Origin of the sequence: Microbulbifer agarilyticus (assembly GCF_001999945.1) — a bacterium.
Classification (GTDB): Bacteria; Pseudomonadota; Gammaproteobacteria; order Pseudomonadales; family Cellvibrionaceae; genus Microbulbifer; species Microbulbifer agarilyticus_A.
Genome location: NZ_CP019650.1, coordinates 906,393 through 918,913, shown reverse-complemented (window position 1 = coordinate 918,913; position 12,521 = coordinate 906,393). Strand labels below are relative to the sequence as shown.

Genomic DNA, 12,521 nt, shown 5'->3' with positions numbered 1-12,521 from the left:
CCCACCCAGTATAGGTGGCGAAAATCGTAAACCTGTCGCCCCGGTCATGGGGACTTTATCAAATCTCGGCAATTAAAGCCTCGCAAGTCAGCCCTTCTCGCCCCGTCTTACCCCTTAAAGCCACGCGCTACCACATAGACTTCACGGGAACGCGGGCGGGATGCACCGGGCTTGCGGGTTACTACCGTCTGATACTGACTGCGCAGGTCGCGAATCAGTTCATCGAATCCTTCCCCCTGAAAGACCTTGGCCACAAACGCGCCGCCTGACTTCAGGGTCTGGCGCGCCATATCCACCGCCAGCTCCACCAGATACATGGACGCAGGCTGATCGACAGCACGCACTCCACTCATATTGGGGGCCATATCGGAAATCACAAGGTCGGCGCGCTCTTCTCCGAGCTTTTCCAGCAGCTCGTTGAACACTTCTTCCTCGGTGAAATCACCTTGCACAAAGTCCACGCCCGCTAAGGCGTCCATGGGCAGGATGTCCGACGCCAGCACCCGGCCTTTGTGACCAACAAGTTCTGCAGCCACCTGAGACCAGCCACCAGGGGCGGCGCCGAGATCAACCACGGTCATGCCCGGCTTGATCAGGCGGTCCTTTCCCTGCAGCTCCTGCAGCTTGTAGGAGGCACGAGAACGGTAGCCGTCTTTCTGGGATTGTTTGACGTAGTGGTCGTTAAAATGTTCACGCAGCCAACGGTGGCTGCTCTTTGATCGGCCCATCAGTTACAATACATCGCTAATTTATGGGGTTGTCCACGCGGGTTGCCCACACGTCGAATACCCAAGTATGGGTTTAAGGATGGAGTATTGTATGCCTTTAACCGCTGACCGCAAAAAAGCGCTGCGCGCCCGTGGCCACAGCCTCAAGCCAATCGTGACCGTTGCCGACAAAGGTCTGACCGAAGGCGTTCTGGAAGAGTTGAATCGCGCGCTGGAGGATCACGAGCTGATCAAGGTGAAACTGGCGGTCAATGACCGCGATGTTCGCCGGGAACTGATTGGCGAACTGTGCAAGCAGAGCAAATCCGAGCTGGTGCAGGAAATCGGCAAAATCGCGCTGATCTTCCGCAAGGCGGAGAAGCCCAACGCGCGGCTTTCCAATTTGCTGCGCCCTTGATCTGCGGACTTCCAGATCACCTGCCCCCAGTCGACGTTAAGCGGTCGGGGGGCACCCTCCCAACTCACCGATCTGCCACTATGCGGCTAGCCATTTTCAGAAACACAAGATGCGTTTCGTAGAGACCAGCGCTGGCTATCGGCCTCACGAACCAACCAACACCCTTGCGCATTTTTCACCAGCCGAAAAATTCTCGGCGCCAAAAGATCTCGCCCGGTCAGTGGTCGGCCAGGGCCATCGGCAAGTCTGCCCTGCTCAAGGGCCAACAGACTACTTTTGGTAAACACATCGTCGGCAATTGTGACTGGGGCCCCACTGCTCGCGTCCACCAAAGCTTGTTGCAGCTCTTCAATGACCTCGGGTGTAACTTCTATCAACAGCGCTGGCTGATCTGATCCCGCAGCCGTCATGGATCCACACGCGGTATATACGACGGGCAAGCAACAAGCGATCAGCGCTTTCAGTTTTTTCCCCATTCCGATCACCTTACATAGATCCGGCTTTGACGCCACACAGGTTTCGGCACGATTCCTTCTAACAAAAGCATGTCTGCAGAAGCGGATCGCACCACACCCATGCTTGTGGCAGGAGCATCGCAGGACCCGGTATTAATGTAATTGAGTGCAGCCGCAAAGCGTGACTCATTCACATCACCCAGGGGATTATTCCAATCGTCGGCCACCTGGCAGCCAGTAACTTCAACACCCGCCTGGCCAGAGCCCAGCGGTGTAAAACCATCGGCATACTCACCAAAACCTTTGTCGTTTACACCCTGAAACTGAATACTGAAATAGGTGGTGCCGCAGTTGTCGGTAGGATAAAAACCAAATGGTTTACCACAGGTCGTCGCACCGATTTGTATCACTTCAACATCAATACCACGCAGACCGTTGATAATCGCCTCGCTGGCCGAGCAGGTATTGGGGCCAGTCAAAACAAAAACTCGGTTTAGATCGAGCGTCGGCAAAGGTTGGCCAGGAGCCGCGGAAAAGCCCAGTGTTTCATCATAAAATGGATTGGGCAGTAGCGGCTCTCCGGTAACAGGGTTGGTTTCCGGATGCTTGTCATTAAACTGGAGCAATTCGAAGATTCTGCCTGCTGTCGCAGTTTCACCGGCGATCATGTAGGACAGTTGGCTCGCGATCGCCAGATAACCTCCACCGTTGTAGCGAAGATCCAACACCAGCTCATCAATATTTTGCGCGCTCAACTCAGAAACGCCATTTACCAGCGCTAGCTCTGCTGTGGCGATATGGTCGTTAAACAACATGTAACCGACCTTGCGCCCCATGGCGCCGTCCACCACCTTGACGTTTTGCACAGGATCCGAAACCACCGGGTTCGCCGTCAAAGTCATCTCCTGCAGTTGTCCATCGGGGTATTCAAACAAGAAGGTATGCTGCTCACCTTCACTTGATGGAAATAAGCCTGCATTCAAAGCATCCACACCCACCTCAGATGTCACGTCGATACTGTAACCATCGATTTCCAGGATGCGAGCGCCGCGCGGTGGCAGCCCTACAGCATCTGCCTTAGCGGTGTACGCAACGAGCGCTTCCCGCGGCGGCAAGGAACTCAGCAATGCCCACTCCAGACCGTAGCCCACCGATACACCAGACTGGGACTGTGCAATCCACTCGTCCGTGGGTACCAGAAAATGGAACTGGTCCTTGGGCGTGCCTGACATGGTTAATTGGTTGGTTTTCAGGGTGTCGAAGTAGTCTTCCGTGGTAAATCCGTCTGGATCCTGGTCTTCAATTTCGTCATACCAGAGATACAGGTCGTTACTCCAACTGCGCATCCACATATTTTCATCCAGTGTGGTGCCTTTTACATCGGCGTATGCCTCCCCCGAAAAAGGATCGATACCTGTACGCGGCATATCACAGCGGTTGGCAAACGTTTCCGCGGGTAGAAATACCCCCTGCTGCCAACCAGTATCGGTATCACCAACCGGGTCTGGAGTGAAATTCTGAGAATTTGAGGATGATCCCCCACCGCCACCACCACAGGCTATGAGGGAAGTGGCCCCCAAAAAACACAGTGATTTACCCAGAGCGCGCAAATAGCGGACTGGGAGGGCTGAAGAACGATGTAAGGACATGGTCGCTCCGTGCGTTGCGATGTTTTTATAATTGGTACAGCCGATTAGATTATCCCAGCTGCACTCCAGGTAAAACCCCGCCTACGTTTGACCTTGGTCAATATTCAGACAAAAAAAACGGCCCACCTTGCGGGGGGCCGTTTTTTGTACGAACCGGTTCTGGAAAATCAGGCCGGATTCATCTTACCCAGTACGCTCTGCAGACTCTCCTTCGCATCACCAAACAGCATGCGCGAGTTGTCTTTGTAGAACAGCGGGTTGGCAACACCGGCGTAGCCGGAGGCCATAGAACGCTTCAGCACAACAACTTTTCCAGCCTTCCACACTTCCAGTACCGGCATGCCGGCGATGGGCGAACCGGGCTTTTCCACTGCATCCGGGTTCACGGTGTCGTTCGCACCGATTACCAGTACCAGATCGGTTTCCGGGAAGTCATCGTTGATTTCTTCCATTTCCAGCACGATGTCGTAGGGCACATTGGCCTCTGCCAGCAGCACGTTCATGTGCCCAGGCAGACGGCCCGCCACCGGGTGGATACCGAAGCGTACAGTCTTGCCAGCTTTGCGCAGCTTGTCAGTGAGATCACTTACCGCCTGCTGCGCGTGGGCTACCGCCATACCGAAGCCTGGAACGATGACGATGTTTTTGGCTGCCTTCAGGTCATCCGCCAGCTCGTCGTGGCTAGTTGCAACCACTTCGCCTTCGACTTCACTGTCACCACCAGCCACTTCACCATCGGAACCGAAACCACCCAGAATCACGCTGATAAAGGAGCGGTTCATACCGCGACACATGATGTAACTGAGGATGGCACCGGAGGAACCAACCAAAGCACCGATAACAATCAGCAGGTCGTTGCTCAGCATAAAGCCAGTCGCCGCAGCGGCCCAGCCGGAGTAGCTGTTCAGCATGGAGATTACTACCGGCATATCCGCACCACCGATCGCCGCGATAAGGTGGATACCCAGCAACAGTGCGATACCCGTCATAACCAGCAGGTTAATGATGGTGGCATTGCTCACATCCGCTGGAATGAACTGGGCACCCAGCACCAAGCAAATCACCAGCGCGATCAGGTTCAGCCAGTGGCGTGCCGGCAGCATCAGCGGTTTACCGGAGATCAGGCCCTGCAGCTTGCCGAAGGCAACGATAGAACCGGTCAGGGTGATCGCGCCGATGAATACGCCGATATAAATCTCGGAGTTATGCACAATGTGTGCGGCACCTTCAAGATTGATACGCGGATCCAGGTAGCCACCCCAGCCGATCAGCACTGCGGCCAGACCAACAAAGCTGTGCAGCAACGCCACCAGCTGCGGCATCGCAGTCATTTCGACCTTGCGCGCCAGATGGATACCAATCACAGCACCTACGCCCATGGCAATAGCCACCGGCAGGTAGGCACCAGAGGTGATACCGGCGATGGTCGCGATGATGGCAACAGCCATACCCACCATGCCGTAAAAATTACCGCGTCTTGCGGTTTCGTGTGTAGACAGTCCGCCGAGGCTCAGGATAAACATCACCGCGGAGAACAGATACGCCATAGAAATTACGCCATTCATGTCTGCCTCTCCTTATCGACGGAACATTTTCAGCATACGGTGGGTTACGAAGAAGCCACCGAAGATATTGATACTGGCAAACAGTACCGCCACAAACGCCATTACCGTTACCAGGAAGGAACCGGTGGCCCCTACCTGCAACAAAGCACCGATAATCACAATGCCTGAGATGGCGTTAGTCACACTCATTAACGGGGTGTGCAGCGCGTGGGACACGTTCCAGATCACCTGCCAGCCGATAAAGATGGCCAGAACAAACACCGTAAAGTGGGCAACAAAATCCGCCGGGGCAGATTTACCCAATGCCAACAGCAACAGGCCAGCAACGGCCCAAAAGGCCACCAGAGACAGAGGGGAAGACTTCTTCTCCGGCTTTGGCTCCACTTCGATCTGAGGCTCCGGCTGCTTTTGCTGCGGCGCGGCAGAGATTTTCGGCGGGGGGGCGGCCAGGTAATTTCACCTTCCTTCACCACAGTGGCACCGCGAATAGCTTCATCTTCGAAGTTGATTTCGATTTCACCGTTCTTTTCCGGTGTCATATCCGTCAACAGATGGCACAGGTTGGTGGCATACAGGGTGGAAGACTGAGTGGCTGCGCGGCTGGCCAGATTGGTGTAACCCAAAATAGTGACGCCACTCTTCACAACCTTTTTATCGGCTTCGGTGAAGTCACAGTTACCGCCCATTTCCGCCGCCAGGTCCACAACCACAGAACCGTCGGCCATGGTTTCTACCATGTCCGCCAGCCACAGCTTCGGTGCCGGCTTGCCGGGGATCAGAGCGGTAGTGATGACAATGTCCACTTCCTCGGCCTGTTCACGGAAAAGAGCCATTTCGGCGTCGATGAACTCTTTGGACATTTGCTTGGCGTAACCGCCGGTGCCGGAACCATCTTCCTCGATTTCCACGGTGAGGAATTCCGCGCCCATGGACTCCACCTGCTCGCGTACTTCCGGGCGGGTGTCGAAGGCGCGCACGATGGCACCCATGCTCTTGGCAGTGCCAATTGCAGACAGGCCCGCAACACCGGCACCAATCACCAGCACCTTGGCGGGTGGAACCTTACCGGCGGCAGTGATCTGGCCAGTAAAGAAGCGACCAAACTCGTGGGCCGCTTCAATCACTGCACGGTAGCCGGCAATGTTGGCCATGGAGCTCAACGCATCCATTTTCTGTGCGCGGGAAATACGTGGAATAGACTCCACCGCCAGCGCGTTAATGTTTTTATCTGCAAATTTCTTCAGCAGCGCTTCGTTTTGCGCCGGCTTCAGAAATGCCACCAGCGTGGCGCCACTGGGAATCAGGTCCAGCTCAACCTCATTTGGCTGCTGTACTTTCAGTACGATGCCGGCCTGACTCAGACAATCGGCCGCGTTGGCGCACAGCTTGGCACCGGCCTGTTCATATTCTGTGTCGGGGAAGTTAGCTCCTTCACCGGCACCCTGCTCAATGACAACGTCAAAGCCCAGCGACTGCAAACGCTTTACGCTGGCTGGCGTTGCGGCGACCCGCGACTCTCCAGGCGCAGTCTCCTTTGGTATGGCAATAATCACCGTTTGTGCTCCCGTTAAAAGATTTGTCGTTGTTATAAACCCAAGACCCTGATACGACCATTTGGGCTGTCCTTTGTAGGACGAAACACTACCGCCGAATTTAATTCCACCAGCGCAGCCTTTTATTCGGGTCGCCCCGAAACAACAAATTAAAAGGCAAAGACAGGCCTGCCCCGGAAAAAACAGTTTCCGGAGAAATTAAAACCTTTTCGGTAAGTCGCTGCATTAAAGAGAATAAATTTCGGCGACGGAAATAGAGGATTCTTATTAGTCGCTTTAAGGAAATTTATTAAAAATATCGAAAATCGCTCAAAAAACAGCAGATTACGTTACACCTGAAACGAAAAAGTGACACAAGAACATATATATCATGACAAAACGTACTTAAATACATGCAGAGGGGTAAATGAAAATAATGGCGCGAAAAAGCGCTATATGCCTAAGGACGAGTCGTATAAGGGATTATTTAATTAACTATTCCAAACCGTTTAGTTAAGTAATAACCCTTTGAAATGGAATCGATGCGGCATTGGAATAGGTATCAAATAAAACCAATATTTGAATAAGTTTTACGGCCTATATAAATCGTATTAGGTGAATCGATTTCCGCTGCAACCATATTTTATATGGCACATTAGTGGGTTTGAGCAGGTAAAAATCCTAAAGGGAGCAATTGCGCCTGCACCGGGTCTGAGCGCAAATATTGCAGGAAGCGAATGGCCAGGTTGCGCTGCCGGGTACCCCGCAAAATTACCAGCTGCTGGTCCAGCGGCGGGTGGAACTGATAGGGGATACGCATAAACTGCGCACGGCGCCCAGATGCCAGAGCCTGACCGTAAGGGATCAACCCCAGATCACCCTCGCCCTGGTGCAACATGATCTGAGCGTGCCCCGAATGCCCCGCGTACACCACGCGGTTCTTTACCCTCGGCCACAATCGCAGTTTCTTTAACATCTTGACCGCCGCATCCCCGTCGGGGGCGAGCTGCGGGTCCGCCACGACCAACTTGTGTTTGCCGCGCCCCAATAACAGGATGAGCTGGCGAGGGGTGAGTGTCGCACCGGAAGCGCCCTGTGACGCCAGTGCAGCAAGGGTAGAGAAGCCCGAGGACTTGTTGGTGGAGATCTTGGCGCTGGCCCACACCGCCAGCTGTCCGCGCGCATAGGTCTGACGACTGGCAGGAACGGTCAGTCCCGCTTTCTCCAGCAGCACCGGGCGCGCCATATCGGCAGAGAGAAACAGATCGAAAGGGTGTTCAGCATCGCCAGCGCGAATCTCACTGTAAAGCAGGCCGCTGGCGCCGGCGGTGATCACCAGGCGGCAACGGCAATGCTGTTCGAAAGATGGCCGCAATGCCTCAAGCGCCGGTTGAAAGCTGGCGTCTACCGCGATGCGCAGCACCTTCGGGGTGCGCTCGCCGCAACTGGACAGGGCGACAGCGGCCGCGATAGCAAAGATGATCGCAAACAGCCGCCGAAGTAACTTACCGCTCTTAAAATTAAGGGCAAAGCTCGAGTCTCGTACCAACATTCGAATACAAATACCTCAATTCGAATACACCCCCACGGTCCGCTGACGGGTTAGCACCATTCTGAAAACAGCACCAATCTTTGTGCTACCCCTGCAGTAGGCTGTAATCCTCCGGCCGATTCAGATTCAGGTGCCAATCACCCTCCGGGGCAGGCAGTTGCACACAGCCAACAAAACCAAACAGCGCCCGCACCGAAGCGATCGCATTCCCTGCGGCTGCAGCACCCAGGTACTTGCGGCTGCGCGCGCCCAGAGGAAGCCAGCACGGTAGAAAGTAGTCACCGAAGCACACCGCCTGCTCTACGGTCTGCCCAGCCACACACAGCTGCTCCAGTAGGGCCGACGACACCAGTGGCATATCCACTGGCACCACCAGCAGTGCATCGCAGGCAAGCTCCCACTGACGTAAATGCTGATCAATGGCCTGGAGCCCCCCGAGCGGACCAGCAGCTTCTACCTGGTCAGGAATGCCGCCAGGGCGACGCCCACTCACCAGCGGCGCCATCATCTCCATGCCCTCGGGCACTTGAACCTGCTCCAGCTGATGCTTCGCCTGCTCGAGCAGTGTCCGCCCATTGGATAATTTTAGCAGTGCCTTGTCCCGCCCCATACGACTTGAGAGTCCGCCAGCGAGAACAACCGGGCACACCCGAGTACTCGGCGTTGAATGATGACCTGATGGCGATGTCATTTATTACTGCATCCTGACACTTGAACCCCGTGGCACCAGCTTGCCACGTTCGGTGAATGGCGAAACCATACAGCAAAATTACCGCAAATTAGCTTCGCATATTCCATCTTTAGAAAATGTAGCCCAAAAGGACCCTCCCGGTGCACTCCGAGCTCTGCACCATATTGCCGCGCGAACGCCCATCTGCGCACCATACCGAGCCACACCAAACCATATTTATCCAAATGATGACGCAACCAATGGTGTACTCACTGCGCATCATCGCCATTTGCACCACTAGAGCGCAATCCCGCGCCAGAAGGCGACGAATCGATACTGAATCTCCCATATAAAGCACACGCTCTACTAAATTTGCACCCATTGGTACGAGTTTTGATTGACCAGATGCCAGTGGCACTGAGGCCCGGCCGCACAATCCGTGCCGCCGGGCCTTTTCTATTGCACGCGAATATCCAGGGAGATGTCCATGGTTGCCAGCCCATGTGCAGACCAGACTACCGCCATATACCTTCAGCTCAGCAAAGCTGCTCTCGGGGCTGCGCTGCTATTTAGTGCGACAACTGCCGCTGGTGCGGAAGAAAACATTGCCCAAATGCCCGGGGACATGATTCGCAACAGTACCTTCGACCTCAATTTTCGCCCTCGCTACGAGCATGTGCGCGAAGTTTCTTTTCCCAATCATGCCACTGCCGGTACTCTGCGCAGCCGCGCGACCTGGACCAGTGCCCGCTGGGATGGCTGGGAGTTCTTGCTGGAAGGCGACAATGTCACCTACATCAGTAGCGAGAAATTCAACAACACAGAGAACGGACGCACCCAGTACCCGGTCATTGCCGACCCGGAATACAGCGAGGTGAACCGCGTTCAGCTGAGCTACAAGCACAACAAGAACCTACTCACCCTGGGCAGACAGCGTATTAATTTTGACGATCAGCGCTTTATTGGCGGCGTTGGCTGGCGCCAGAACGAACAGACATACGATGCGTTACGCGGTGAGTGGGCATTCGACGACCGGTTCACAGGTGACTACTTCTATTCCTGGAACGTCAACCGGATCTTCGGCCCGGATGGTGCCGACGGAGACATTGGCGGGCCGGTAAACGCGCTGCGACTAAAATACAAGGTACGTCCAAATCAAACCCTCAGCGGCTTTTTCTATAGCCTCGATTTCCACGAATTTGACGAATTAGCGAGCGTCACCGCCGGCTTCAAGTGGAGTGTGGACTGCGAAACCTTCCGCTGGCACCTGCGTGCAGCCACCCAGAGCGATACCGGACGCAACCCCTACGATTACCGCGCGGAGTACTACAACGCGGAGTTCGGCACCAAGCCAGAACAGAAATACAAGTTTGCCGGATTTGTCGGTACCGAGTGGCTCACCGGTGATGATCAGTGGGCATTTCAAACCCCGCTGGCCACGCTGCACAAGTTCCAGGGCTATGCAGACAAATTCCTGACCACACCCGTCGACGGCATCCGCGACTACTATGCTGGCGGCTCAGTGGTTATTTCTGGCATTAAGTTTGCAGCAACTTTGCATAAATTCTATAGCGATCGCTTCAGCCGCGAGTACGGTAACGAACTCGACCTGGTGGCGACCTATGCCATAACAAAAAATATCGACCTGCTCGCCAAATACGCCACCTACGACGCTGACACCTTCAGCAGCGATACGGACAAATTCTGGCTGCAGTTCGAATTGAAGTTTTAATAGAGCGATGACGAGCACCCCAATCAGCATTTTACTGGTCGATGACCAGACCGAGCGCGCGACCATGGTGTCCGAGCAGCTCACCGCTGCCGGATACAACCTGTTAGCGCAGCTTTCCAGCGCCGAAGGCCTCCTATATCAGGTAGAAAAACACCGCCCAGATATCGTGTTGATCGATATCGAATCTCCCGACCGGGACATTCTTGAAAGCCTCTCCGTAATCAACCAGCACAACCCTACGCCGGTGGCGATGTTCTCAGCCCGCGGTGGCGCAGATTTCATCAGTAGCGCGGTGGACGCCGGTGTCAGTGCCTATATGGCGGAAGGCCTTTCTGCGGAACGCGTCGCGCCGGCCATCGAAATCGCCATGGCACAGTTCCGCAGCTATCAGCAGCTGCGGCAGTCTCTGGAGCGCACCCAGCAACAGCTGGACGAACGCAAAATTATTGAGCGAGCCAAGGGGCTATTAATGGCCCGCAAAAATATCAGCGAGCAGGCCGCCCATCAGACCCTGCGCACCCTGGCGATGAACAGCAACTCCACCATGCGCAATGTCGCCGAACAAATCGTCACGCATCTGCAAACACCGGCCAGATAGCGAGATTTGACACAGAATTTTAAAGATTGCCGAGAGTAATACCGTGAGCAGCCTGCAAGTCGAAAAGCCAAAACTCAAACTGCTCTATCTGCGTCTGACAGATAGCGCCCCACTGATCATCGCCCATGAGCTCGGACTATTTGAGCAGCATGGGCTGCAAGTGACATTAAAGCGGGAAACGTCCTGGGCCACATTGCGGGATAAGCTCATCGGCGGTGCCGCGGACGCAGCCGCGATGCTTGCGCCCATGCCGCTCACCCTCAAGCAAACCCTGCCAAACTGCGAAGAAGAGCTGCTCAGCGGCCTGATCCTCAGCTGTAATGGCAATGGGATTACCTTATCCAGCGACCTCTACAGCAAGTTAAACCCACAATCTGACGATGCGGATGGCGTAGGTACGGCGCTGAAGCAGTTTGTTGACGAACAAGCATCGGATGCAGCACCGCTCACGTTTGCCAGCGTGTATCCGTTTGCCAGTCACACCCTGCAGCTACGCCATTGGTTAAGCAGTGCCGGGATTAACCCCAACACCGATGTACGCCTACAGGTCTTGCCACCGGAGCAAATGGTGGACCACCTGCGCCGTGGGGATATTGATGGTTTCTGCGTTGGCGAACCCTGGAACACCTTTGCCGCCCAGGAAGGTATCGGGGTTATCGCCACCCCGAACAACGCCCTGATGCCCGCAATGCCAGAAAAAGTACTCGCGGTTACACGCAGCTGGCACGAAGCAAATCCCGCCACCCATATGGCGTTGCGCGCTGCACTACTGGAAGCGTGCGGATGGCTCAGCGATCGCACCAACCGTCGTGACGCAGCGGGAATTCTGGCGCGTCCGGAATACCTCAATCTTCCTGATGACGTAGTAGCAGTGTCCCTGAACGATCAGCTGTATCGTAAAAAGGACATGCCTCCCGAGCAGAATACAGGCTGGCATTTGTTCGCCCACCCACAGACAGATCACGGGCGCCCATCCCCGCAAAAAGCACGCGAGTTGCTTTCCCTGTGTAACGAGATCGCGCCGGTTGATACCGATACTGCGGAGCTCTTCGACTCCGACCTCTACCAGCAAACCCTCGACTACCTCCGCTTGCGCGAGAGGCATTCGCCCAAGTCCCGTACTCCCAAGTCTTGAGCACCGAAGCCACACACAAGCTATTAGCGTCTTCCGCCCTATTCAGCCCTAAAGTGAAATCCGCACACGCCCACCCTCGGTGCACAATCGTGCACCACCCCACTCAAAGCACACCAAAACGGGGCGAGGCCGATATCTGGCTGCGCCCCTCAACCGCTCACAAGTAACTAGCGCTGGAACATTACCGCGCGTTATCGGTCAGGTTTCGCGTCCAATGCGCCATTTTTTTGCAACACAGCGCACCAGTTTCGGCCTGCGACCCGGTTTACGCACAACCATGGCACAGTTATTGAATAGCTATTACGTAGTTATTGAGTAGCTAAATCGTAATTAACCACAAGCAGAGCCACCTGCATGGTAGAGAACCTCGCAGGTGATGCTTACTTTAACTTGTTGACACTTATCAGTAGGACAGCGAAGTCCACCGGCGGCAGCCAGGGTGCCCCGTGGGCTTTTTTTATGCCCGCCGTTTGGAGCCTTGCCGAGCAAGCCGACAGATTCAGAACAC

Annotated in this window: 12 protein-coding genes; 4 read left to right on the top strand and 8 right to left on the bottom strand. The window is 55.0% G+C overall.

Annotated elements, in window-relative coordinates; translation table 11 throughout:
- Window positions 1-107 precede the first annotated feature (107 nt).
- On the bottom strand, window positions 108-728 hold the full coding sequence (gene rlmE / locus Mag101_RS03795; protein ID WP_077401031.1) for a 23S rRNA (uridine(2552)-2'-O)-methyltransferase RlmE: 621 nt from the start codon (window positions 726-728) through the stop codon (window positions 108-110).
- 91 nt (window positions 729-819) lie between these two features.
- Between rlmE and yhbY the strand changes: the two genes are divergently transcribed.
- On the top strand, window positions 820-1,125 hold the full coding sequence (gene yhbY / locus Mag101_RS03790) for a ribosome assembly RNA-binding protein YhbY (RefSeq protein WP_077401028.1): 306 nt from the start codon (window positions 820-822) through the stop codon (window positions 1,123-1,125).
- Window positions 1,126-1,211: 86 nt separating this feature from the next.
- Here yhbY and Mag101_RS03785 read toward each other — a convergent pair whose 3' ends face one another.
- From Mag101_RS03785 to mobA, 7 genes are all read right to left on the bottom strand, one after another.
- Window positions 1,212-1,601 (bottom strand): hypothetical protein, encoded by a 390-nt coding sequence (locus tag Mag101_RS03785; RefSeq protein WP_077401025.1) that lies wholly within the window; start codon window positions 1,599-1,601, stop codon window positions 1,212-1,214.
- Window positions 1,602-1,606: 5 nt separating this feature from the next.
- The gene (locus tag Mag101_RS03780; protein ID WP_232325124.1) at window positions 1,607-3,229 is read right to left on the bottom strand and encodes a S41 family peptidase; all 1,623 of its coding nucleotides are present in this window, start codon (window positions 3,227-3,229) and stop codon (window positions 1,607-1,609) included.
- Window positions 3,230-3,396: 167 nt separating this feature from the next.
- Window positions 3,397-4,794 carry a Re/Si-specific NAD(P)(+) transhydrogenase subunit beta gene (gene pntB / locus Mag101_RS03775; RefSeq protein ID WP_077401022.1) on the bottom strand — a complete coding sequence of 466 codons (1,398 nt, stop codon included), beginning with the start codon at window positions 4,792-4,794 and terminating at the stop codon, window positions 3,397-3,399.
- A 12-nt stretch (window positions 4,795-4,806) separates the two neighbouring features.
- Window positions 4,807-5,097 carry a proton-translocating transhydrogenase family protein gene (locus tag Mag101_RS17970; RefSeq protein WP_198040081.1) on the bottom strand — a complete coding sequence of 97 codons (291 nt, stop codon included), beginning with the start codon at window positions 5,095-5,097 and terminating at the stop codon, window positions 4,807-4,809.
- On the bottom strand, window positions 5,019-6,347 hold the full coding sequence (locus tag Mag101_RS03770; RefSeq protein ID WP_198040080.1) for a Re/Si-specific NAD(P)(+) transhydrogenase subunit alpha: 1,329 nt from the start codon (window positions 6,345-6,347) through the stop codon (window positions 5,019-5,021). Before Mag101_RS03770 ends, Mag101_RS17970 begins: the two co-directional genes overlap by 79 nt.
- Window positions 6,348-6,981: 634 nt before the next feature.
- Entirely contained in the window at window positions 6,982-7,878 is an 897-nt protein-coding gene (gene modA, locus Mag101_RS03765) for a molybdate ABC transporter substrate-binding protein (protein WP_077401018.1), read from the bottom strand.
- 85 nt (window positions 7,879-7,963) lie between these two features.
- Complete coding sequence (gene mobA / locus Mag101_RS03760; protein WP_077401015.1) at window positions 7,964-8,569, bottom strand: molybdenum cofactor guanylyltransferase; 606 nt, start codon at window positions 8,567-8,569, stop codon at window positions 7,964-7,966.
- Window positions 8,570-9,035: 466 nt separating this feature from the next.
- On the opposite strand from mobA, the gene Mag101_RS03755 reads away from it, so the two are divergent.
- The 3 genes from Mag101_RS03755 to Mag101_RS03745 are packed head-to-tail and all read left to right on the top strand — an operon-like array spanning window position 9,036 to window position 12,013.
- Complete coding sequence (locus Mag101_RS03755) at window positions 9,036-10,280, top strand: hypothetical protein (RefSeq protein ID WP_077401012.1); 1,245 nt, start codon at window positions 9,036-9,038, stop codon at window positions 10,278-10,280.
- Between the two features lie 7 nt (window positions 10,281-10,287).
- Window positions 10,288-10,878: an ANTAR domain-containing response regulator gene (locus tag Mag101_RS03750; protein ID WP_077401009.1), complete on the top strand. Its 591-nt coding sequence runs from the start codon at window positions 10,288-10,290 to the stop codon at window positions 10,876-10,878.
- 43 nt (window positions 10,879-10,921) lie between these two features.
- Window positions 10,922-12,013 (top strand): CmpA/NrtA family ABC transporter substrate-binding protein, encoded by a 1,092-nt coding sequence (locus tag Mag101_RS03745; RefSeq protein WP_077401006.1) that lies wholly within the window; start codon window positions 10,922-10,924, stop codon window positions 12,011-12,013.
- Window positions 12,014-12,521 lie beyond the last annotated feature (508 nt).